Origin of the sequence: Nonomuraea sp. NPDC049269 (assembly GCF_043197155.1) — a bacterium.
Lineage (GTDB): Bacteria > Actinomycetota > Actinomycetes > Streptosporangiales > Streptosporangiaceae > Nonomuraea.
The window spans coordinates 1586571-1609299 of the sequence record NZ_JBICSO010000002.1 but is presented as its reverse complement, the minus strand read 5'-3'; the positions used below and the strand labels follow the sequence as shown (position 1 = coordinate 1609299).

The window sequence follows — 22729 nt, the reverse complement described above, 5'->3', positions numbered from 1 at the left end:
GCCCCCCCCCGCCCCCGGCGGCCCCCCCCCGTCCCGCCCCCCCCCCCCCCCCCCCCGGGGCGGGCGCCCCCCCCCCCCCCCCCCCCCCCCCCGCCGTTCGCGTACCGGCCTGCTCAGCCGCAGTTGCCGTATGGGGCGCTGGTGCTGCCGGAACCGGCGCTGCCCGAGTACTTCACGCACTTGCCCTTGGCGGGCAGCTTGACCGGGCCGGCGTAGTACTCGTAGCTGCCGGAGTCGGTCCTGCTCCCCCCGCCCTGCACGTCGAGCGTCGCGCTGACCGGGGTCTTCTGACCCACGTTCGCGGTCTTCATGGTGACCACGCAGTTCTCACCGGTACCGCTGTTGTAGAGCTGGTATGTCACCCCGCCCGAGAACGCTCCGCTGCGCTGCACGCTGAATCCGCCTCCGCAGACCTGCGCCGGCGTGTAGGGGTTCGTCTTGGGCGGCGTCGGCGTCGGCTTGGCCGTGGTCTTCGTCGGCGTGGGCGTCGGCTTGGCGGTGGTCTTGGTCGGCGTGGGCGTCGGCTTGGCGGTGGTCTTGGTCGGCGTCGGCTTGGGCGACTGGGTCGTCTTCGTCGGCGTCGGCTTGGGCTCCTCGGTGGTCTTCGTCGGCGTGGGCTCCGGCTCCTTGGTCTTCGTCGGCTCCGGCGTCGGCGTGGGGTCCGGGTCCTTGGACTTCGTCGGCTCCGGCGTCGGCGTCGGCTCCTTCGACTCGGTGGGAGTCGGGGTCTGGCTCGCCTGGCGCTTCCTGGTCTTGCGCTCGCTCGCCGTGGCGCTCGCGGTGGGCTGCGTCGCCGTCGGCTGGGCGGCGGGCTGCGTCACCGTCGGCTGGGTCACCGGCTGCGTGAGGATCGGCTGCGGCGTCGGGACCGTGCTGAACTCCGGAGCGGTGGGCGCCGACGAGGGATAGTCGGTCGGCAGCACCAGCGGGACCACGTCGGTCGGGTCGGGGCTCGCGGAGGCCCAGGGCACCGTCACGTCGGGCTGCGACTGCTGAGGATTGGGCTGGCCGGGCAGCTGCTGCTGTGGCTGCGCGGACGAGTCACCCCCGCCCCCGCCGATCGCCAGCGTGCCGCCCTTCTTGGCCTCGGCCGAGGAGTTGGACACCGTCTCCAGCTTGGCGTAGTGGCCCGCGCCCCACAGCCCCACGCCGGACAGCAGCGCGACCGCCGTGACGGCCGCGGCGAGCCCGATGGGGAACGACTTGCGCCGGGGGGCGGCACCGCCGTGCTGCGGCGGCGCCTGCCATACCTGGGACGGCGGCTGCCCGCCAGGCGCCCCTTCCCACGGTCCCTGCTGCGGCACGGGCGGCGGGCCCCACGTCTGCTGCGGGACCGGCACCCCTTCGAGCGGCGCCTGGTGCTCAGCCAGCTCCTGGTGCTCGGCCGGCGCCTCCAACGGCGGGAGCTGGATGGTCTGCGGCGGGAAGAGCTCGCCCTCCGGCGCCTGCGGGGGCGGTGGCACAGTGGCGACGACGCCCACCCGCGGCGCTGCGGCGCCGCTCTTGTCGCCGAGCAGTTGCAGCAGCGCCGTGTAGGTGGTCGGCCGCTGCGTGACGTCCTTGGACAGCGCGGAGAGCACCACCCGGCGCAGCGGCTCGGCCAGCGCGCCGACCTCGGGCTCCCCGTTGAGCACCGCCTGGGCGTCGTGCCCGAAGGGGGGCTGCCCGGTCGCGGCGAAGACGATCGTGGCGGCCCAGGCGAACACGTCGGCGTAAGGGCCGTACCCCAGCCCGCTGAGCTGCTCGGGCGAGCGGTAACCGAGCTCGCCGGCGGCCTCGCCGAGGTCGATGTCGGTCACACGGGGGCCGTCAGCGGCGAGGAGCACGTTGTGCGGAGTGAGCCCACGGTGCGTGACGCCGGCGAGGTGCACGGCGGTCAGTGCGGTCAGCACGCCGACGGCCACCCGCTCCAGGGTGTCGCCGTCGAGCGGCCCGTCGGCCGCCACCGTCTCTGCCAGGCTGCGGCCCTCGATGTGCTCGCGCACGATGTACGGCTGCTCGTCGTGCATTCCGGCGTCCAGCGTCCTGGCGACGTACACGCTCGAAATACGCTGGACGCCCTTGTACCGCTCAGCGTCGTGCGGCCCCGCGCCGGGAACGGCCGGGAGCAGCTTGATCACTCGGGTGGGTCCGTCCTCGGACTCCTTGCCGAGGTACGCGACTCCTCGCGGCCCCTCGTCCAGCCGTCCGAAAAGGGTGTGAGCTCCTAAACGCTCAGGATCACCCGGCCGCAGAGGGTGCATCTCTTTCCCTTCAAGTCAAAACTCGTTACGCCCGTACATTCAACCAAATCTGTCACATCTGTATCAGTGGTTTCGGACGCAACCTGACATTTAACCGTAAAGACATCAAGCGGCCGGACGGCCGGGACGCCAGCCCCGGCGGCGGCCCAGCGGAATGAGCGATGCCGCGGCCGCCGCGGCGGCGGCGATCCCCAGCGCGCCGACCGTCACCAAGAGGGCGACGTTCGTCGCGTGCTCGTCGGGCTGCGGCGCCTTGGCCACCGCGTCGGCGGGCAACGGCGAGGGCGGCGGCGGGGCGACCACGGGGGCGCCCGCCGGGTCGAAGGACAGCGACGCGGTGACGGCCATCAGCGGGTTGACCATCCCGGCTCCGGTGCCGGTGCCCACCGAGCCGTCGGCCGTGGCGGTGATGCGCTGACGTACCTGCTGCTGGTCGAGCTTGGGGAAGCGGGCGCGGACGAGCGCGGCGACCCCCGCCACGTACGGGGCGGCGAAGCTGGTGCCCTCCAGGCCGCGCATGTAGCTCTTGCCCGTCCACGGGGCGGTGATGTCCACGCCCGGCCCGAGCACGCCGACCGGCGTGGCCGTGTTGGAGGAGTCAGCGCGGCGGCCGTCGCTGTTGGCGGAGCCCACGGCGAGCACGCCGTCATAGGCCGCGGGGTAGGCGGGCTCGGGTGGCCCGTCCTCCTTGGTGATGTTGCCGGCGGCGGCCACGACCACGATGTCCCTGGACAGCGCGTACTGGATGACCGCCTTCAGGTCGGGATGATCGGCGGCCCGCACCGAGACGTTGATCACGTCCGCCTTGCGGTCCACAGCCTCCTTGATCCCCTTGACCAGGTCGGCGACCTCGCCCTCCTCGCTGTTGCTCTGCTTCACCGAGATGAGCTGGACCTCGGGGGCGACGCCGTGGAAGGGGACCCCGGCGAGATAGCGGCCGGCGATGATGCCCGCGACGGCGGTGCCGTGCCCCACGCAGTCGCGGTAGCCGGTGTGGGTGATGTCGATGAACTTGGAGATCTGGATCTGCGGGTGCTGGTAGTCGACGCCGCTGTCGACCACGGCGACCTTCACGCCCGCGCCCCGGGTGATGCGCCACACGTTCTTGATGTCGAGCCTTTTCTGCGCCCACGGCTCGGTGCCGGGCAACTGCGTCGTCCCCTTGCGTGGTTTGCACTCCACGGGCGCGCTTCTCTCGGCCTGCACCTGCTCCGCGGCGAGCGCGGGGGCCGAGGTGAGCTGCAGGGCGAGCACGCCCGCCGCGAGAGTCCGTCCGATCATGGCGGAAGAGCGTAGCCTGCCCACCTGAACGAAAAGAAGCCCCGGTGGTCAGACCGGGGCCTCTCCGCGAGGCTCAGCGGGTCGCGGACTCGATGTTGCCCCGGTAGGTGTTGATCACCCGGGAGGCCTCCTGGAGCTCTTCCGTCATGCGCTGGAAGGCCGTCCGGTAGTTCTGCCAGGCCCCTTGGAAGCGCTCGGCTCCCGGGCCCGTCCAAGCGGTGCCGACCTTGGCGGCCTCGCGGTCCAGCGCGGTCATCGTGGTGCGCACCGCCTCGGACTGCTGGTTGAACTGGGTGGCCATCTGCTGCATTTCCGCGGGGTCGCCACCGAGCAGGCTCTGGCTCATGCATACCTCCTGGATCGACTGAAAGCGCCCTCAACATAAGCGCGTCACTCACGCCTCGCTCCTGTTATGCCGAGCGGCTATGGTCTTCCAGAGGAATATTCGGATTCTAAGGAGCATCCGGCCATGCGCGAGGTTGTGGTCACCGGCGGTGGCACCGGGATCGGCTACGCGATCGCCGCGGCGTTCGCCTCCGCGGGTGACCGGGTCACGATCACCGGCCGGCGCGAGCAGGTGCTGAAGGAGGCCGCGGCCCGGCTCGGCGCCGCCTACCTGCCGTTCGACGCCGCCGCCCCCGCCGCCGTGAAGGACGCGGCGGGCCGCCTGCCCGAGCGGGTCGACGTCCTGGTCAACAACGCGGGCGGCAACACCAACCTGGACCGCCGACAGTCCGACGACCTGCTGGACGTGGCCGAGGGCTGGCTGGCCAACCTCAACGCCAACCTGCTGTCCGCCGTGCTCGTCACGACAGCGCTGCTGCCGCGCTTCGCCAAGGGCGGGCGGATCATCACGATCGGCTCGATCGCCGCCCGCGGCACGGGCTCCGGCTCGTACGGCGCGGCCAAGGCGGCCGTCGAGGCGTGGACCGCCGACCTGGCCGCCCAGCTCGGCCCGCGGGGCATCACCGCCAACGTCGTCTCCCCCGGCCTGGTGCTCGACACCGAGTTCTTCCGCGGGCGCCTGACCGAGGAGGGCATCAGGGCCCGCGTCGACAACACCCGCAACGGCCGCCCCGGCACCCCGTCCGACGTGGCGGACAGCGTTGTCTTCCTCGCCTCTCCGGGCGCGCGGCATCTGACGGGGCAGGTGATCCACGTGAACGGCGGCGCTTATCTGGGTCGCTGACCGGCGGCCGACAGCGAACACTTACACTCCGTCTCAGTGCCCGGCGCGGAAGGATGCCTAGGAAAGGACGTAGGTCGGTGCAGAAGGTTCTGATCGCCAACCGGGGGGAAATCGCCGTCCGGGTCGCACGGGCGTGCAAGGACGCCGGGATCGGCAGCGTGGCCGTTTACGCCGACCAAGACCTCGACTCCCTGCACGCCAAGATCGCCGACGAGGCGTACGCGCTGGGCGGCCAGTCCCCCGCGGAGACCTACCTCGACATCGGCAAGCTGCTGGAGATCGCCCGGCGCTCCGGCGCCGACGCGGTGCATCCCGGTTACGGGTTCCTGGCCGAGAACGCCGACTTCGCCCAGGCCGTCATCGACGCGGGCCTGATCTGGATCGGCCCGCCGCCGGCCGCCATCGCCGCGCTCGGCGACAAGGTCCAGGCCAGGCACATCGCGCAGAAGGTCGGCGCGCCGCTCGTCGCGGGCACCAAGGACCCGGTCTCGGGGGCCGACGAAGTGGTCGCCTTCGCCGAGGAGCACGGGCTGCCCATCGCGATCAAGGCCGCGTACGGCGGTGGCGGCCGGGGCATCAAGGTCGCCCGGCGGCTGGAAGAGGTCGCCGAGCTCTACGAGTCGGCCGTGCGCGAGGCGATCGCCTCGTTCGGCCGCGGGGAGTGCTTCGTGGAGCGCTACCTCGACCGCCCGCGGCACGTCGAGACCCAGTGCCTGGCCGACCGCGACGGCAATGTGGTCGTGGTCGGCACCCGCGACTGCTCGCTGCAGCGCCGCCACCAGAAGCTGGTGGAGGAGGCGCCCGCGCCGTTCCTGTCCGAATCGCAGGTCGAGACCCTCTACACCAGCTCCAAGGCGATACTCCGCGAGGCCGGTTACGTCGGCGCGGGCACCTGCGAGTTCCTCGTCGGCCAAGACGGCACGATCTCCTTCCTGGAGGTCAACACCCGGCTGCAGGTCGAGCACCCCGTCACCGAGGAGGTGTCGGGCTTCGACCTGGTGCGTGAGATGTTCCGCATCGCCGACGGCGAGTCGCTGGGCTTCGGCGATCCGGCGCCGCGCGGTCACTCGATCGAGTTCCGTATCAACGCCGAGGACGCCGGCCGCAACTTCCTGCCCGCGCCGGGCACGCTCACCGTCATGCGCCCGCCGTCGGGTCCCGGCGTGCGGCTCGACTCGGGGTTCGAGGCCGGGATGACCGTGCCTCAGACGTTCGACTCGCTGGTGGCCAAGCTGATCGTGACCGGTCGCACGCGTACGGAGGCGCTGGAGCGCTCACGCCGGGCGCTGGCCGAGTTCGAGATCGACGGCATGCCGACCGTGCTCCCCTTCCACCGCGCGGTCGTGTCGGACCCGGCCTTCACCGCGGAGCCGTTCGCCGTCCACACCCGGTGGATCGAGACCGAGTTCGACAACACGATCGCGCCCTACGCGGGAGACGGCTCCGCCGACGAGCCCGCGGCGCGCGAGTCGGTGACGGTCGAGGTCGGCGGCAAGCGCCTCGAAGTGGTCCTGCCTTCCGGCCTCGGTACGACCGGCGCCTCCAGGGGCGGCGCGCAGCCCGCGGGCAGGAAACCCAAGCGCGGCGGCGCGAAGAAGCCCGCGGCGGGCGGCGACACGCTGGTCAGCCCCATGCAGGGCACGATCGTCAAGGTCGTGGTGACCGACGGCGACACGGTGGCCGAGGGCGACGCGATCGTGGTGCTCGAGGCCATGAAGATGGAGCAGCCGCTGACCGCGCACAAGGCGGGCACCGTCACCGGCCTGACCGCCGCGGTCGGGCAGACCGTCACGTCAGGGGCCACGATCTGCGAGATCAAGGACGCTTGACCGCCGGAGGCTCCAGGAACCTTGACCACGCCCCGCGCTCGGACGGCTTCATACGGGTAACGTGCATATGCAAAGGAACTTTGTTGAGCGCCCGTTCGTCATCCTGAGCGAAGGAGGCTTGCTGCCAATGACCCATTCGCTGCGCCGAGCAGGGGCCGCGATCGCGGCTCTGATCGCCGGTCTTTTCGTCGTACTTGCGCTGTCCCCTGCCGCCAACGCGGCGGCCGCACCCCCTGACGCATCGAGCGTTGTGTCCTATTGGAAGGACAAGAAGGATCCGCTCTTCGTGCAGTCGGGCTCGTCGCTGACCTCGGACCAGCAGTCCGATATCCGTGACACGTTGAAGGATTCCAAGAGTGACGTCTACGTCGCGGCGCTGCCCGACGGCACATTGACCTCGTCGTCGGACGCCAAGCAGTACCTCAGCTCCCTGGGCACGGCCACCGCGGCCGCCAAGGGTGGGGGCCGGGTCACCGTGGCCGTCCTCGACGGCAACTCCCTGTTCGCGGAGTCCAATTTCGGCAAGCCCGGCCTCACTGACCAGCTGGCCAAGCTGGCGGTGCGCAACAACGACGACGTCGTGTCCGGCATGAATGACTTCGTGGAGCGGGTCAACCTCGCCTCCGAGAACAAGAAGTCCGCGCTCAACTCCGGCCCTGTGGGCGGCAGCGGCGGCGGCAGCGGTGCGCTGATCGCCCTGGGCGCGCTCGTCGTGGTCGGCGGCGGCGGCTACTTCGTCTACTCGAAGAACAAGAAGAAGAAGCAGGCCATCCAGGCCGCCAAGGACCTGGCCGCGGTCAAGCAGACCGTGGAGGAGGACGTCACGAAGCTCGGCGAGGAGATCACCACGCTCGACGCCGACGTCGCGCTCTCCGGCCAGAGCGGCCAGCACATCACCGAGTGGCAGCAGGCACTCGACTCCTACGAGAAGGCCAAGACGCAGCTCGCGGCCATTCAGCGGGCCGACCAGGTCCGCGAGGTGACCCAGACGCTGGAGGACGGCCGCTACTGGCTGGCCGTGGTGAAGGCCAAGGTCAACAACCAGCCGACCCCCGAGCGGCGGGCGCCCTGCTTCTTCAACCCGCAGCACGGCCCGTCGGTGCGTGACGTGCGCTGGGCGCCGCCCGGTGGCGCGGTGCGCGACGTGCCCGCCTGCGCGGCCGACGCGGAGGCCGTGGAGCGCGGCTTCGACCCGCAGATGCGGGAGGTCATGGTCGACGGCCAGCGGCGTCCCTACTACGACGCGGGACCGGCCTACCAGCCTTACGCCTACGGCTACTACGGCGGCTTCGGCGATGTCATGACCGGCATGTTCGTCGGCACCCTGATGGGCAGCATGCTCAGCGGCGGCTTCGGTTACGGCGGCTTCGGCTACGGCGGCTACGGTGACGGCGGCGGGGGCGACATCAGTGGCGGCGGCGGCGACTTCGGCGGCGGAGACGGCGGCGGCGGCTGGGGTGACTTCGGCGGCGGCGGCGACTTCGGTGGTGGCGACTTCGGCGGCGGCGACTGGTAACCCGTTCAACGGATGATCGGGCGCGTTCCCTTCGGGGGACGCGCCCGTTTCCGTTTGAGCCGGGTCAGATCCCGATCTGCGCCTCGGGCTGCATCAAGCGGCGGGCCGCCTCGGTGATGGATCCTGACAAAGACGGATAGACCGCGAAAGTGTGGGCCAGTTGGTCCACCGTGAGCCGCTGCTGCACCGCCACGGAGAGCGCCAGGATCAGCTCGGACGCCCTCGGCGCCACCACCACGCCGCCCAGCACGATCCCGGTGTGCGGACGGCAGAACAGCTTGACGAAGCCGTCGTTGAACCCCTGCATCTTCGCGCGGGCATTGGTGGCCAGCGGCAGCTTGACGACGTTGGCCTCGATCTCGCCGGCCTCGATGGAGCGCTGCGCGACGCCGACCGCGGCGATCTCCGGGTCGGTGAAGATGTTGGAGGCCACCGTGGCCAGGCGCAACGGCTGCACGGCCTCACCCAGCGCGTGCCAGACGCCGATGCGGCCCTGCATGGCGGCGACCGAGGCGAGCATGAGCACGCCGGTGCAGTCGCCCGCCGCGTAGACGCCCGGCGCGGAGGTGCGCGAGACCTTGTCGACCTTGATGAAGCCGTTCCTGTCGAGCTGGACCCCGGCCTCCTCCAGGCCGATGCCGCCCGTGTTGGGCACCATGCCGACCGTCATCAGCGCGTGGGAGCCCTCGGCCGTACGGCCGTCTTCGAGTGTGACCACGACGCCGTCGGCGGTCCGCTTGACGGAGGCGGCGCGCGAGCGGCCCATGACGTTCATGCCGCGGCGCCGGTAGACCTCTTCGAGCACCTCGGCGCCGTCGGCGTCCTCGTTGGGCATCATCCGGTCACGGCTGGAGACCAGCGTGACCTCGGCGCCCAGCGAACGGTAGGCGCCGGCGAACTCGGCGCCCGTCACCCCGGAGCCGACCACGATCAGATGCTCGGGCAGCGCGTCGAGGTCATAAAGCTGGCGCCAGGTGAGCACGCGCTCGCCGTCGGGCTCGGCCCCCGGCAGGATGCGCGGCGTCGCACCGGTCGCCACGATGACCACGTCGGCCTTGATCGCGCGGTCGCCCGCCTTGACCAACTGCGGGTCGGCCAGCCGCCCGCGCGCCTTGATGATCTCGACGCCCTCGGCGGCCACCCGGGTCTCGATGTCGGCCGACTGGGCCTGTGCCAGCTCCTTGACCCGCTTGTTGACCAGTGGCAGGTCGACGCTCGCCACGCCGACGTCGCCGTCGAGCCCGCCGGTGAAACCGACGCCCAGAGAGGGCGCGTCGAGCAGGGCCTGTTTACGTACGGAGGTGGCGATGAGGGTCTTGGACGGCACGCAGTCGGTCAGCACGCACGCGCCGCCCGGTCCGTCCTGTTCGACCATGGTGACCTGCGCGCCTAGCTGCGCTGCCACCAGGGCCGCCTCGTAGCCGCCTGGTCCGCCACCGATGATCACGATCCTCGTCACGTGCCCATTCTCCCGCATGGCGCGCGCTGACGACGAACGGGGCGGCCTCTCGCCCGCTACTCTTATCAGCTGTGCCTGTATACGCGGCCTACGGCAGCAACATGGACCCCGAGCAGATGGCCATGCGCGCCCCTCATTCCCCGATCCGGGGTGTGGGCTGGCTGCAGGGTTGGCGCCTGACGTTCGGCGGCGACGACATCGGCTGGGAGGGCTCGCTCTCCACCATCGTCGAAGACCCCGACGAGCACGTCTTCGTGGTCCTCTACGACGTGCCCGAGTCGGACGCCAACTCGCTCGACCAGTGGGAGGGCGCCGTCCGCGGCCTCTACCACAAGGTGCGGCTGCGGGTGCAGACCCTCGACGGCGAGCAGGTGGCCTGGTTCTACGTGCTCGACGGCTACGAGGGCGGCCTGCCCTCCGCCCGCTACCTGGGCATCCTGGCGGACGCCGCCGAGCGGGCGGGCGCCCCCGACGACTACGTCAAGGAGCTGCGGGGACGCCCCTGCAGATCGATCGGCGACTAGCGCAGCGGCTGGTCCTTGGTCTCCTTCAGCGCGAAGACGTACACCAGCGTGGAGACCAGGGCGAGCGCCGACATGTACCACGGGAAGAGTCCCGAGTTGCCCGCGTCCTTCAGCGCCGTGCCGATGAGCGGCGCGGTGCCGCCGAAGATCGCGACGGTCAGCGAGTACGGGAAGCCCGCCCCCGCCGCCCGCACCCGAGTCGGGAACAACTCGGAGTTGACCGCGGCCGAGACCGAGGTGAAGCAGCCCAGGAAGATCATGCCAAGGCACTGGATGAACAGCAGGCTGGAGAACGAGTTCGTCAGCATGCCGAGCAGCGGCACCGGCAGGATCGTGAACGCCAGGCCGAAGGTGATCAGCATGGGCCGGCGCCCGACCCGGTCCGAGAGCATGCCGAGCAGCGGCTGCAGGATCATGAAGAAGACCAGCGAGATCGTGCTGACCGTGAGCGACTCGCCCTTGTCGAAGCTCACGTTCTGCTGGGCGTAGGTCGGCAGGAAGGTCGTCCAGGTGTAGTAGGCGACCGTGCCCGCCACGGTGATGCCGACGATCATCGCGGCCTTGGTCGGGTAACGGACCAGGAACTCGAACAGGCCAGGACGCTCCGCCTTGCCCTCCTGGATCTCGCTGACCACCGCGCTGGTCTCCTCGGCGCCCTTGCGGATCCACAGGCCCACGAGGCTGATGACCGCGCCCACGACGAACGGGATACGCCAGCCGTAGGAGTTCATGTCGGCTTCTGCCAGGTTGGCGGCCAGCAGCGCGGCCAGGCCGGAGGCGAAGAGCTGGCCGATGGTGGTGCTGACGTACTGGAAGCTCGAGAACAGTCCGCGACGCCCGGGAGGCGCCGACTCGACCAGGAACGTGGTGGCCGCGGCGAACTCGCCGCCGACCGAGAGTCCCTGGATCAGCCGCGCCAGCGTCAGGATGATCGGCGCGAGCACGCCCGCCGTCGCATAGGTCGGCGTGACCGCCAGCAGCAGCGAGCCGCCGCCCATCAGGATGATCGTGAAGGTCATCGCAGCCTTGCGTCCGTACCGGTCGGCGAACGCGCCCACCAGCAGGCCACCCAGGGGGCGCATGAAGAAACCGACCGCGAACACCGCGAAGGCGCTCAGCACCGGGACCAGACTGTTCGTGCCGGACTTGGGGAAGATCTGCTCGGCGAAGTAGACGGTCAGGAAGCTGTATGTGTACCAGTCGAACCACTCGACGACGTTGCCGATGCTGGCCGCCATGAGCTGGCGGACACGGCTTTTGGGAATGCCGACTGGCGATGGTGCCACGGGGGAGGTCGCCACGGGGGCTCCTTTGCTGACAACTGCGATGATGGCTTACTGTGCATTCGGGCGACCGAAACAGTCAAATGCCTCGCCACATATTTACAAACCCGACATAGAAACGGCTCCCTGTGGATGTTCTCGACCGGCGCCTGGTCGCCGCCCTCCAGATCAGCCCCCGCGCGTCGTGGGGCGAGATCGGCAGGGCCGTCGATGAGCACGAGCGCACGGTCGCGCGCCGGCTGCAGCGGCTGATCGCCGACGGCATGGTGCGCGTCACCGCGATCTATGACGACCTGCGTTCGGGCCACGGGCGACCCGTGCACCTGCACGTCCAGGTCCGTCCCGGTGCGGCGGCGCAGGTCGCCAAGGCGCTGGCCGACCGGCCCGACACGCGCTCGGTCTACTCGCTGACCGGGGCCGCCGACCTCGCCTGCGAGCTGGTCGCCCGTACGCGCGAGGAGTTGCACGACATCCTCACCGCGGAGATCAGCGAGATCGACGGGGTGCTGCAGACGCAGACGCAGGTCGTGCTCCACACGTTCAGGACCGTGGCCGAATGGCACGCGCCCTACCTCAGCGAGCAGGAGGCGGCTCAGCTCCGCCCGGCCATGCTCCATGATCCCCTTCCGGATCAGGACGGTCTGTCGCCTCTGGAACAGGACATCGCCGAGCTGCTGGCCGGTGACGGCAGGATCGCCTTCACCGCGATCGCCGAGCAGCTCGACATCTCCGTACCCACCGCGCGCCGGCGGGTGTCCTCGCTGCTCGAACGGCGAGTGCTGCTGCTGCGGGCCGAGGTCGAGCCCGCGCTGCTCGGCCTGGAGGTGGAGGGCAAGCTCTGGCTCAAGGTCCGCCCGTACGGCCTCGACCGGGTCGGCCAGACGCTCGCGGCGCACCCCAGCGTGCGTTACTGCGCGGCGACATCGGGCACGCATTCTCTGATCGTCCAGGTCGCGGTGGCCCATGAGGCAGACCTCTACCGTTTCCTGACGGGTGTCGTCGGCCCCCTCGACGAGGTCACCGACATGGACGTCACCCTCATCACCCGCGCCTACAAGCGCGGTCACCTCCACAAGTCCGGCCTGCTCACCCTGGAGAGGACCCCATGACGCCCGCCGAGAACGAAGTCGCCGACCTCTGCGCCGAACTGATCCGCGTCGACAGCAGCAACTACGGGGACGGTACCGGCCCCGGCGAGCGGGCCGCCGCCGAGGCCGTCATGGCCAGGCTGGACGAGGTCGGCATCGAGGCCACCTACATCGAGAGCGAGCCGGGCCGGGGCAACGTCATCACCCGCGTCGAGGGCTCCGACCCGTCGCTGCCCGCGCTCCTGGTCCACGGCCACCTGGACGTGGTGCCCGCCAACGCGGCCGACTGGTCCGTCGACCCGTTCGCCGGCGAGGTGCGTGACGGCTACATCTGGGGCCGGGGCGCGGTGGACATGAAGGACATGGACGCGATGATGCTGGCCGTACTCCGGCAGCTCACCCGCGAGGGGCGCAAGCCGCGCCGCGACCTGGTCTTCGCCTGGCTGGCCGACGAGGAGGCGGGCGGCACGTACGGCGCCAAGCACCTCACCAAGCACCACCCCGAGCTGTTCGAGGGCGTCACCGAGGCGATCAGCGAGGTGGGCGGCTACTCCCTGGAGGTCGACCCGTCGCTGCGGCTCTACCTGATCGAGACCGCGCAGAAGGGCCTCGGCTGGATGAAACTCATCGCCGACGGCACCGCCGGGCACGGCTCGATGCTCAACCCCGACAACGCGGTCACCGAGGTGGCCAAGGCCGTGGCCAGGGTCGGCGCCCACGAGTGGCCGATCACCCTCACCCCGACGGTCCGCCAGTTCCTCACCGAGGTCGCGGACGCGTTCGGCCTGCCCTTCGACGAGGACGACCCGGCGCCCCTCCTGGACAAGCTCGGGCCGCTCGTCCGCTTCGTCGGCGCCACCCTGAACCACACCGCCAACCCGACCCAGCTCAACGCCGGCTACAAGTCCAACGTCATCCCCGGCCAGGCCACCGCCGTGATCGACGGCCGCTTCCTGCCCGGCCACGAGGACGAGTTCTTCAAGACCATCGACTCGCTGATCGGGCCGGGCGTACGCCGCGAGTTCGTGCACCACGACATCGCGCTGGAGACCACGTTCGACGGCGCCCTGGTCGAGTCGATGATCGCGGCGCTGAAGGCCGAGGACCCGGCCGCGCGGGCCGTGCCCTACTGCATGTCCGGCGGCACCGACAACAAGACGTTCTTCGCCGATCTGGGCGTGCGCGGGTTCGGGTTCGTGCCGCTGCGGCTGCCCGGGGACATGGACTTCGCGTCGATGTTCCACGGCGTGGACGAGCGGGTGCCGGTGGACGCCCTTCAGTTCGGGGTACGGGTGCTCGACAGGCTCCTCCTAAACTATTGACGTGAGCAACGACCCGTACACCCTGGCCGGAGCGGCCGCCGACGCGCTGAAGAGCGCGTCCGGCCTCGACACCTTCGACGTGGCCCTCGTCATGGGGTCCGGCTGGGTGCCGGCCGCCGACGCGATCGGCGAGACGGTCACGGAGATCCCCTTCACCGACCTGCCCGGCTTCTCGGCTCCGGCCGTGGCCGGGCACGGCGGCAAGATCCGCGTCCTCCGCACTCCCAGCGGACGGCACGCGCTCGTCTTCCTCGGCCGCAGCCATCTCTACGAGGGCCGGGGCGTCGACTCCGTCGTCCACGGCGTACGTACCGCGGCCGCCGCGGGCGTCGGCACGATCGTGCTGACCAACGCGGCGGGCGGCCTGCGCCCCGAGACGCAGCAGGTCGGCGACCCGGTGCTGATCAGCGACCACATCAACATGACCGGCGCCAACCCGATCACCGGCACCACGTTCATCGACCTCACCGAGGTCTACTCGCGGCGACTGCGGGCGCTCGTCCACGAGGTCGACCCGACCATCGCCGAGGGCGTCTACGTGGCCTTCCGCGGCCCGACCTACGAGACGCCCGCCGAGATCCGCATGCTGCGCACGCTGGGCGGCGACCTGATCGGCATGTCCACGGTCCTGGAGGCGATCGCGGCCCGTGAGGCCGGTCTCGACGTGCTGGGCGTCTCCCTGGTCACCAACCCGGGGGCGGGGCTGGCGGACGAGCCGCTCAACCACGAGGAGGTCCTGCAGGTCGGCCGCGAGACGGCGGCCCGGATGGGCACGCTGCTGTCCAAGATCGTGGACCGGCTCTGACCGGCGACCAGGCTCCCCCGTCCCGCGTGATCTCGCCGACCTGACTCGTGAGGCCCGACAGTGACCACCGCCCCGACCCTCGACCCGACCCTCGACCCGACCCCCGACCCGACCCCCGACCCGACCCCCGACTTGGCCCCCGGCGCCTCCCTTGACCGGCCCGGCTGGGCCTCCTCTGACCAGCCCGACCGGACCTCCCCTGACCGACCCGACCTGCGAGGCCGGCGGTGAGCGCCGACCTGGCCCGTGAGGCCCGTCTGTGGCTGGCTCAGGATCCCGATCCCGAGACCAGGGCCGAGCTGTCGGCCCTGCTCGAATCCGGCGACGACGAGGCGCTGCGTGACCGCTTCGGCGCCCGGCTCGAGTTCGGTACGGCCGGTCTGCGCGGTGAGCTGGGCGCGGGCCCCAACCGGATGAACCGGGTGACCGTCATGCGGGCCGCGGCAGGTCTGGCCAAGGTGCTCGGCCCCGGCAGGCACGTCGTCATCGGCTACGACGCCCGCCACAAGTCCGACATGTTCGCCCGCGACACCGCGGCCGTGCTGACCGGTGCCGGGCTGCACGCCTCGCTGCTCCCCTGCCCGCTGCCGACCCCCGTGCTGGCCTTCGCCGTCCGTCACCTCGGCGCCGACGCCGGGGTGACGGTCACCGCCAGCCACAACCCGCCGCGCGACAACGGCTACAAGGTCTACTGGGGCGACGGCTCCCAGATCGTGCCGCCGATCGACGCCGAGATCTCCGCCGCCATCGAGGCGGTGGGCCGCGTCGACCAGTTGCCGCTCGACGGCCCCGGCACGCTCACCGAGCTGGGCGAGAGCATCATCGACGACTACATCGACGCGGTGACCGCGCTGCCGCTCGGCGACGCGCGCGCGCTGCGGGTCGCCTACACGCCGCTGCACGGTGTCGGATCGGCCACGCTGACCGGCGCGTTCCTGGCCGCCGGGTTCGAGAGCCCGATGGCCGTGGAGGAGCAGCGCAACCCCGACCCCGAGTTCCCGACGGTGGCCTTTCCCAACCCGGAGGAGCCGGGCGCGATCGACCTGGCCGTGGCGCTGGCCGTCAAGATCAACGCCGATGTCGTGCTGGCCAACGACCCCGACGCCGACCGCTGCGCCGTGGCCGTGCCGCTGGGCGACGGCTCCTGGCGCATGCTGACCGGCGACGAGGTGGGCGGCCTGCTGGCCGAGCACGTGATCACGCACACGTCCGGCGATCGCCTGGTGGCCACCACGATCGTCTCCTCCACACTGCTCAGCAAGATCGCCGCCGCCCACGGCGTCCGCTACGGCGAGACGCTGACCGGTTTCAAGTGGATCATCAAAGCGGGCCCCGGGCTGGTCTTCGGGTACGAGGAGGCGATCGGCTACAGCGTCGGCTCCGACGCCGGGCTGCCGGTCCACGACAAGGACGGCATCGGCGCCGCCCTGACCGTGGCCGGCATCGCCGCGGCGGCCAAGCGTGCCGGGCGGACCCTGCTCGACCTGCTCGACGACCAGGCCAGGCGCTACGGGCTGCACGCCACCGCGCAGCTGTCCGTCCGGGTCGACGACCTGTCGCTCATCGCCGGCGCCATGGCCCGGCTGCGCGCCGACCCCCCGGCCGCGCTCGGTGGGCGCGCGGTCGAGCGGGCCGACGATCTGCGCCTGGGTGACGGCGGGCTGCCGCCCACCGACGGGCTGCGCTACACGCTGTCCGGCGACGCCCGGGTGGTGGTCCGGCCTTCGGGGACCGAGCCCAAGCTCAAGTGCTACCTGGAGGTGGTCATCCCGGTGACCGGGGCGGTGGGTGATGCCCGGGCGCTGGCCGTACGCGAGCTCGACGCCCTGAAAGCCGATGTCAGCGCCGCACTCGGCCTCTAGACACCACCATCCGGCATCGTCAGCATCCGACCTTTAGGCACCATCCGGCCACTAGGCACCATCCGGCGTCGTCAGGCCAGGCGGAACTCCAGGTCGATGTCCCAGTTGCGGAGGTCGGGCTCCACGCGCGGGTCCGTCTGGTACATCTCCAGGCGGCAGCCCCAGTGCTCGGTGTCGCCGTCGCGCGTCATGTCCCACTTCAGGCCCTGCTCGTCCGCCCAGGCCAGGAGGTTCTTGATGACGCCGATGAGCTGGTCGGGGTGGCCGTGGTGGCGTACCGTCGCGTAGCGGCCGGCCGGCAGGTGAGCGGCGAAGATGTCGTTCTCGCCCGCCACCGGGGCCGCGACCGGCACGCCCGCCTCGACCTCCAGCCGGTCGGCCGGCATGTCGATGGCGAGATACCTGAGGAACGGCGCCCCGGCGGGTGCCACGCCCCGCTCGGCCAGCCAGCCGATCAGCTCGCCGATGCGGTCGGCCACCAGGCCGAAGGTGGTCATCCTGATGGTCCTGCGGATCCCCACGTAGGGGCGATCGGGATGGTCAATGATGTGCGGCACTGTTCTGTCCTCCTTCACATACCTAGACAAGGCGGGCCCCCGAAACTCATCGGCTAGACCGGTGCCACCTCGATCTGGAGCTCCGTCACCCATTCGGCCAGGTCGTCCGGGCAGTGCAGGTAGACCTCTCTGGCCAGGCCGCTGGCCCGGTAGCCGTTCTCCTCGATCCAGTGCGCCAGCGCCTGGAACGTCGAGCCGACCTCCTCCATCGAGCCGTGGTGAATGATCGTCGCCACCGTCTCGATGCCCGGCAGGGCGACGATCTGGAAGTCGTGGCGGTCCTCTGGTCCCACCGTCACGGGGAACGCGGCGTGCACGATGACCGCGCCGTCGTCCTCGGGGATGTAGTACGCGATGCCGGGACCCGGCGTGGTCACCTGTGCCGCCTCCAGCCGCGCGCACAGCTCGCGGTACAGCGGCTGGATGACCGGACCGATGTCCTCAGCCTCGTAGCTGGCGGCCTTCGCGCTGAGCTCGGCGACCCTGATCGCGGCGACCTGCTTGAGCACGACCTCGTCCGTCTTCATGCGCCCCTCCGTTTCGATGGTCCGGAGCCTCGCCTCGACACCGCGCAGCCTGGCCAGGTCGGCGCTGATCCGCGCCTCCAGCTGCGCGCGGCGCAGCCGGACCATGCCGTGCAGCTCCTCCGTGCTCACCTTGTCGTCGAGGATCGCCCTGACCTGCTCCAGCGTGAAGCCGAGGTCCTTGATCGCGACGATGCGGTTGAGCCTGGACAGCTGCGCCGCCTGGTATGAGCGGTAGCCGGTGGCCGGGTCCACGTGCGCGGGCCGCAACAGCCCGATCGCGTCGTAGTGCCGCAACATACGCACGGACACGAGCCCTAGCCTGGCGAAGTCTCCGATACTGAACATGACTCCTCCAGGTGTAGGGCCTGACACGGTGTGAGAGTCAACGCCGCACCTCTGGCCGGCGCTAGCCGATCACGACCGCCATCACCACGAGCGCGATCGCCGCGGCGAGCACCGCGAACGAGTCGATCGCCCAGCTGGCGCGGGCGGGCGGGGCTTCCACGTCGCGGCGCCGGGCCGACTCGGCCCGCTCGGTGATCTGCTCCCCCACCCAGTCGGCGTGCGTCTTCCCGGCGAACGCCTCCGCCGCGGCCTGCTCCGCCTTGCTCAGCGTGGGCTCGGTCTTGAACCGGCCGCGCTGCGGCTTGGGCGCGGCCCGGCGCTGCGCCCTGGCCCGCTCGCGAGCCGTGCTCATCGGCGTCCACAGCCGCAGCATCTGCTCGGCGCCGTAGCTGACGTTGATGGTGTGGCCCACGACCACGTCGTTGACCGACGCCCACGGCACGAACGTCGAGCGGAGCGGGTTGCGCCCCTCCAGCCCCTCCTCGGTCACCACCGTCGCGGGCCGGAGCGCGACCAGGTAGACCACTGCGGTCAGCGCGCCCAGCACGGCACCCGCCACCAGCGAGGGCTTGCCGTTGTAGCGGGCGGTCAGATCCCAGATGTTGAAGGCGACGAACGCCAGCCACACCCACCCGAGCACGAAGGCGGTCTTGGAGCGATAGATCTGTTTCACGGCTGCCATTTCATCCGCGCGAACCCGGGCTTGATCACACCGTTGATCAGCGCCAGCCGTTCGTCGAACGGGATGAACCCCGACTTCATCGCGTTGACCGTGAACCACTGCAGGTCATCCCAGCCATAGCCGAACGCCTCCACCAGCTTGTCGAACTCCTGCGACAGGCTGGTGCGGCTCATCAGCCGGTTGTCGGTGTTGACCGTCACCCTGAAGTGCAGGCGGCGCAGGAGCCCGATCGGGTGCTCGGCGATGGAGTCGGCGGCCCCGGTCTGCAGGTTGGAGGTGGGACACATCTCCAGGGGGATGCGCTTGTCACGGACGTACGCGGCCAGGCGGCCCAGCTTGGCCGAGCCGTCGCCGGACACCGAGATGTCGTCGATGATGCGCACCCCGTGCCCGAGCCGGTCGGCGCCGCACCACTGGATGGCCTGCCAGATGGACGGCAGCCCGAACGCCTCACCGGCGTGGATCGTGAAGTGCGCGTTCTCCCGCTGCAGGTATTCGAACGCGTCGAGGTGCCTGGTGGGCGGGTAGCCCGCCTCGGCGCCGGCGATGTCGAACCCCACCACGCCGACATCCCGATAACGCACGGCCAGCTCGGCGATCTCCATCGACCGCGCCTGGTGCCGCATCGCGGTCAGCAGCGTGCCGACCTTGATCTCGCGCCCAGCGGACCCCTGCCTGAACCCCTCCAGCACCGCCTCCACCACCTGATCGAGGCTGAGCCCCGTAGTGGTGTGCTGCTCGGGCGCGAACCGCACCTCGGCGTAGACGACCCCGTCATCGGCGAGATCCTCGGCGCACTCGGCGGCGACGCGGGCCAACGCCTCGCGCGTCTGCATGACACCGACGGTGTGCTGGAACGTCTCCAGGTAGCGTTCGAGTGAGCCAGAGTCGGCCGCCGCCTCGAACCACTCCCGGAGGTTGTCGGAGTCGGTGGTGGGCAACTCGCCATAGCCGCAGTCGCGAGCCAGCTCGACGATGCTCTCGGCCCGCAGGCCGCCGTCAAGATGGTCATGCAGCAGCACCTTGGGCGCCCGTCGGATCTCGTCAAGCGTGGGCCTCATCCGCCCATGATATGCGCCTTCGGCCCACGAACCTTTCGCTCCGCCACGGCGGCATACTCATCGAATGACCATCGACAAGATCGCCTGGGTCCACCTGGAAGACGGCAAGATCCTCAGCACCCGCTCGCGCGACAAGGACGTCTACTACATCCCCGGAGGCAAACGCGAGCCAGGCGAAACCGACCTCGACACTCTCATCCGAGAGATCGACGAGGAACTGGCCGTCGCCATCATCCCGGCCAGCGCCACACACTTCGGCAGCTTCCAGGCCCAGGCGCACGGCCACGCCAACGGGGTCACCGTCCAGATGACCTGCTACACCGCCGACTACCGAGGAACACCCACCCCGAGCAGCGAAATCGAAGAAGTCACCTGGCTGACCTACGCCGACCGCGACCGCGTATCCCCCGTCGACCAGCTCATCTTCGACCACCTGCACCAGACGGGCCGGCTCACCTGACAGGCTGCCCGGCACCGTCGCGGTGGCGGCGAGACACGATGCATGAAACGCCCGGCTGACGTCCCAGGAAACCGGTCAAGAACACGCCGTAACGGCGCCCGGCCCCGTGCGGGTCAGAGGCCGTCTCCCTGGAGGCCCCCGCCACGTACGGCGTTTGGGGGTGGGGGCGGCAGTGCCGTAAAAGAAAAAATAGGTTGGTTTGTCAGGCCCGGTTGGCCGCGTCCGGAGAGAAGGCGGGGAGGCAGACGGCGATGTACTCGGCGCCGTCCGGACCGGTGCTGTAGCGGATCTTCTCGCCCGGGTCCGTGACCACGGACTGTCCGGCGGTCACCTCGGTGGTGCCGTTCGCGTGTTCGACCAGGAGCGTGCCGCGCAGCACGACGGTGTACTCCGTGAACGAGGGCGTTTGGGCGGGCTCGTCCCAGCCGGGCGGGGCGACCATGTGGGCGATGGAGATCGCCTCGTCGCCACTGTTGACGCGGCCCACGTGCTCGTCGATGAGCTTGCCGCCGGGCACTGGGATGCGGGTCGCCGCCTCGATCTTTCTCACCACCGGGTCAGTGTCCCACGTCTATGACGAGCCGGTCAGGGCCGGTCTGCTCTTTCAGGTCGAACGCCGCCCGGTGGTCGAGCACGAGGCCGACGCCGACGTAGCCCTCGAAGTCGCCGGTCTTGATCACATGCGTGATGTTGCCGAGGTCGGCCGGAAAGATCGGGCCGCCTGTCCAGGTGGGCGCGCCCTTGGCGTCGTGGGCCTCGGCGGGGTTGAGCAGGATCTGGAGGTACGCGCCGCCGGGGACGTGGAAGTTCTTGCCCGAGCCGTCCTGGAGCAGCTTCTCCACCCATTGGGCGTTGTAGCCGGGCATGGCGCCTTTGAGGTCGATCACCACGCGGTCGTAGGTGTCGTGGGCGGCGTATCGGACGCCCAGCACGATCGCGGGGTCGCCGCCACCGTGGTCTACGTCCACCTCGACCTTGCTCGTCGATGACGACTGCTGCTTGGCGTAGCTCGGCGTGGGCGTGTCGCTGGGCGTCGTCGATGGACTGGCGGCCTGGGGTGCCGCGCTCGTGGTGGCGCCGCCTGCCGTGCCGCCTGATGGGGTCGTACCGCATGCGGTCAGTACGGCGAGACAAGCGGCAGCGACGAGAGCGGCGGCGTGGGCAGGTCGGAGCCCCGACGAATGCCCGGGCGCGGATGACGGGCGCATACCAGAGTGATTCCCCAGTACAGGGGGCTACAAGCAGGCCCCGCGGGGCAGACCACCGCGCGGGGCCGAACAACGAATCGGTCAGACCGTCTCCAAGACCTTCGCGTCCTCCTGCTCGGCCACCGCCGGCCTACGAGCCCGCAGCCCGGTGGCCGAGATCGCCACCCCCACCAGCGCCAGCACCAGCGACACCACGATCGCCGACCGCAGCGTGTCGATCGACAGGGTGGTACCACCCGAGGAGAGCACCGCCGAGACCGCGGCGAGCACGATCGCGCCGCCCACCTGCCCGGAGGTGTTGAGCAGCCCGGAGGCCAGCCCCTGCTCGTCGTCGTTCACGCCGTTCGTGGCCTGGATGTTCAGCGGCGCGAACGACAGCGCGAACGCGATCCCCAGCAGCAGCATGCCGGGAATGACCAGACCGCCCAGGCTGGGCCGCTCGTCGATGCCCAGGAACATCGCGTAGCCACCGGCCAGCGCGGCCGCGCCGATGGTGGCCAGCTTGGTGGTGCCGAACCTGTCGGCGAAGTCGCCCATCTTGGTCGAGGAGATCGCGACGAGCAGTCCGGCGGGCAGGAACGCCAGCGCGGTGCCCAGTGCCGACCAGCCGAGCAGGTTCTGGAAGTACTGCATGGCCACGAACTGGAAGGCCACGTAGGAGCCCATCAGGATGAGCAGCCCCAGGTTCGCCCGGACGAGCGAGCCGGAGCGCAGGATGCCGAGCCGGACCAGCGGGTGCTTCATCCGGAGTTCGGCGAAGACGAACAGGCCGAGCAGCGCGGCGACGGCGACCAGCGAGCCGATCGTCCGCGGCGAGGTCCAGCCGGCCTCGGGAGCCTGGACGACGGTGAAGACGAGCAGCAGCATCGAGGCGGTGATCAGCACGGCGCCGATCAGGTCGTGGCCGCCTTCGGCCCGCTCCTCCGTGCTACGCGGCAGCACCTTGAGCGCGGCGACCAGCGCGATGATCGCGACCGGTACCGGCATCAGCAGCGTCCACCGCCAGCCGATCTCGGTCAGGAGGCCGGACAGCACCAACCCGAGCGAGTAGCCACTGGCTCCACACGCGGTGAAGATGCTGAGCGCCTTGTTGCGCTCAGGGCCCTCGGGAAAGGTGGTCGTGATGATGGAAAGCGCGGCCGGCGCGGTGAAGGCGGCGCCCACCCCCTTCACGAACCTGGCCACGATCAGCAGGGTGCCGTCGTCCACCAGCCCACCGAGCAACGACGCGATGGCGAAGACGCCCAGCGCGACCAGGAACACCCTGCGTCGCCCGAGCAAGTCGGCGGTCCTGCCGCCCAGCAACAGAAGACCGCCATAACCGAGCACGTAGCCGCTGACAACCCACTGCAGAGAAGAGGTAGAAAGGCCCAGATCGTGCTGGATCGCGGGCAGCGCCACGCCGACCATCGACACATCGAGGGCATCAAGGAAGATCACTGCACAGAGCACGACAAGCGCGCCCCAACGGGATGAAGAAGAGGACAT

General features: G+C 70.4%; 22 protein-coding genes. 10 read left to right on the top strand and 12 right to left on the bottom strand.

Annotated features, from left to right (window positions below; all coding sequences use genetic code 11):
* Positions 1-113: 113 nt before the first annotated feature.
* The 3 genes from ACGFNP_RS17740 to ACGFNP_RS17730 form a co-directional block, all read right to left on the bottom strand.
* Positions 114-2243 (bottom strand): serine/threonine protein kinase, encoded by a 2130-nt coding sequence (locus ACGFNP_RS17740; RefSeq protein ID WP_393319633.1) that lies wholly within the window; start codon positions 2241-2243, stop codon positions 114-116.
* Positions 2244-2348: 105 nt separating this feature from the next.
* Entirely contained in the window at positions 2349-3524 is a 1176-nt protein-coding gene (locus ACGFNP_RS17735; protein ID WP_393319630.1) for a S8 family serine peptidase, read from the bottom strand.
* A 73-nt stretch (positions 3525-3597) separates the two neighbouring features.
* Positions 3598-3870 (bottom strand): WXG100 family type VII secretion target, encoded by a 273-nt coding sequence (locus tag ACGFNP_RS17730; protein ID WP_219531266.1) that lies wholly within the window; start codon positions 3868-3870, stop codon positions 3598-3600.
* Between the two features lie 123 nt (positions 3871-3993).
* Here ACGFNP_RS17730 and ACGFNP_RS17725 point away from each other — a divergent pair, with 123 nt between their 5' ends.
* The 3 genes from ACGFNP_RS17725 (at position 3994) to ACGFNP_RS17715 (ending at position 8058) form a co-directional block, all read left to right on the top strand.
* Positions 3994-4713: an SDR family oxidoreductase gene (locus ACGFNP_RS17725; RefSeq protein WP_393319627.1), complete on the top strand. Its 720-nt coding sequence runs from the start codon at positions 3994-3996 to the stop codon at positions 4711-4713.
* Positions 4714-4790: 77 nt separating this feature from the next.
* Positions 4791-6542 carry an acetyl/propionyl/methylcrotonyl-CoA carboxylase subunit alpha gene (locus ACGFNP_RS17720; RefSeq protein WP_393319624.1) on the top strand — a complete coding sequence of 584 codons (1752 nt, stop codon included), beginning with the start codon at positions 4791-4793 and terminating at the stop codon, positions 6540-6542.
* A gap of 127 nt (positions 6543-6669) precedes the next feature.
* Positions 6670-8058: a hypothetical protein gene (locus ACGFNP_RS17715; protein WP_393319621.1), complete on the top strand. Its 1389-nt coding sequence runs from the start codon at positions 6670-6672 to the stop codon at positions 8056-8058.
* 64 nt (positions 8059-8122) lie between these two features.
* On the opposite strand, the gene ACGFNP_RS17710 is transcribed toward ACGFNP_RS17715, so the two are convergent.
* Positions 8123-9517, bottom strand: coding sequence for an NAD(P)H-quinone dehydrogenase (locus ACGFNP_RS17710; RefSeq protein ID WP_219531269.1), 1395 nt, complete (start codon positions 9515-9517; stop codon positions 8123-8125).
* Positions 9518-9588: 71 nt separating this feature from the next.
* Here ACGFNP_RS17710 and ACGFNP_RS17705 point away from each other — a divergent pair, with 71 nt between their 5' ends.
* Positions 9589-10041, top strand: a complete 453-nt coding sequence (locus ACGFNP_RS17705) for a gamma-glutamylcyclotransferase (protein WP_219531270.1) — start codon at positions 9589-9591, stop codon at positions 10039-10041.
* Here ACGFNP_RS17705 and ACGFNP_RS17700 read toward each other — a convergent pair.
* Positions 10038-11342, bottom strand: coding sequence for an MFS transporter (locus ACGFNP_RS17700; RefSeq protein WP_393319616.1), 1305 nt, complete (start codon positions 11340-11342; stop codon positions 10038-10040). The two genes, ACGFNP_RS17705 and ACGFNP_RS17700, sit on opposite strands and share 4 nt — an antisense overlap.
* Before the next feature lie 110 nt (positions 11343-11452).
* Here ACGFNP_RS17700 and ACGFNP_RS17695 point away from each other — a divergent pair, with 110 nt between their 5' ends.
* From ACGFNP_RS17695 to ACGFNP_RS17675, 5 genes are read left to right on the top strand one after another with little or no spacing between them, the layout of a single operon-like run.
* Positions 11453-12433, top strand: a complete 981-nt coding sequence (locus ACGFNP_RS17695) for an Lrp/AsnC family transcriptional regulator (protein WP_358330033.1) — start codon at positions 11453-11455, stop codon at positions 12431-12433.
* Positions 12430-13734, top strand: a complete 1305-nt coding sequence (locus ACGFNP_RS17690) for a M20/M25/M40 family metallo-hydrolase (RefSeq protein ID WP_358330035.1) — start codon at positions 12430-12432, stop codon at positions 13732-13734. Before ACGFNP_RS17695 ends, ACGFNP_RS17690 begins: the two co-directional genes overlap by 4 nt.
* A gap of 1 nt (position 13735) precedes the next feature.
* On the top strand, positions 13736-14539 hold the full coding sequence (locus ACGFNP_RS17685; RefSeq protein WP_358330038.1) for a purine-nucleoside phosphorylase: 804 nt from the start codon (positions 13736-13738) through the stop codon (positions 14537-14539).
* A gap of 60 nt (positions 14540-14599) precedes the next feature.
* A complete protein-coding gene (locus tag ACGFNP_RS17680; RefSeq protein WP_393319612.1) occupies positions 14600-14770 on the top strand; it encodes a hypothetical protein in 171 nt (56 codons plus the stop codon).
* On the top strand, positions 14767-16401 hold the full coding sequence (locus tag ACGFNP_RS17675; protein WP_393319609.1) for a phospho-sugar mutase: 1635 nt from the start codon (positions 14767-14769) through the stop codon (positions 16399-16401). The genes ACGFNP_RS17680 and ACGFNP_RS17675 overlap by 4 nt, the downstream gene beginning before the upstream one ends.
* A gap of 71 nt (positions 16402-16472) precedes the next feature.
* Here the strand turns inward: ACGFNP_RS17675 and ACGFNP_RS17670 are convergent, their stop codons facing one another.
* The 4 genes from ACGFNP_RS17670 to ACGFNP_RS17655 form a co-directional block, all read right to left on the bottom strand.
* Entirely contained in the window at positions 16473-16958 is a 486-nt protein-coding gene (locus ACGFNP_RS17670; protein ID WP_393319606.1) for a GyrI-like domain-containing protein, read from the bottom strand.
* Between the two features lie 53 nt (positions 16959-17011).
* Positions 17012-17830: a MerR family transcriptional regulator gene (locus tag ACGFNP_RS17665; RefSeq protein ID WP_358330047.1), complete on the bottom strand. Its 819-nt coding sequence runs from the start codon at positions 17828-17830 to the stop codon at positions 17012-17014.
* A gap of 61 nt (positions 17831-17891) precedes the next feature.
* Entirely contained in the window at positions 17892-18503 is a 612-nt protein-coding gene (locus ACGFNP_RS17660; RefSeq protein ID WP_358330050.1) for a PH domain-containing protein, read from the bottom strand.
* On the bottom strand, positions 18500-19573 hold the full coding sequence (locus tag ACGFNP_RS17655) for an adenosine deaminase (protein ID WP_358330053.1): 1074 nt from the start codon (positions 19571-19573) through the stop codon (positions 18500-18502). The genes ACGFNP_RS17660 and ACGFNP_RS17655 overlap by 4 nt, the downstream gene beginning before the upstream one ends.
* 64 nt (positions 19574-19637) lie before the next feature.
* Here ACGFNP_RS17655 and ACGFNP_RS17650 point away from each other — a divergent pair, with 64 nt between their 5' ends.
* Positions 19638-20033: an NUDIX domain-containing protein gene (locus ACGFNP_RS17650; RefSeq protein WP_393319601.1), complete on the top strand. Its 396-nt coding sequence runs from the start codon at positions 19638-19640 to the stop codon at positions 20031-20033.
* Positions 20034-20235: 202 nt separating this feature from the next.
* Here the strand turns inward: ACGFNP_RS17650 and ACGFNP_RS17645 are convergent, their stop codons facing one another.
* The 3 genes from ACGFNP_RS17645 to ACGFNP_RS17635 all read right to left on the bottom strand — a co-directional run bounded on the left by ACGFNP_RS17645 (position 20236) and on the right by ACGFNP_RS17635 (position 22681).
* Positions 20236-20586 carry a cupin gene (locus ACGFNP_RS17645; RefSeq protein WP_358330058.1) on the bottom strand — a complete coding sequence of 117 codons (351 nt, stop codon included), beginning with the start codon at positions 20584-20586 and terminating at the stop codon, positions 20236-20238.
* Positions 20587-20590: 4 nt separating this feature from the next.
* Complete coding sequence (locus ACGFNP_RS17640) at positions 20591-21241, bottom strand: hypothetical protein (protein WP_393319598.1); 651 nt, start codon at positions 21239-21241, stop codon at positions 20591-20593.
* Positions 21242-21322: 81 nt separating this feature from the next.
* Positions 21323-22681 (bottom strand): MFS transporter, encoded by a 1359-nt coding sequence (locus tag ACGFNP_RS17635; RefSeq protein WP_393319595.1) that lies wholly within the window; start codon positions 22679-22681, stop codon positions 21323-21325.
* Between the last annotated feature and the right edge of the window lie 48 nt (positions 22682-22729).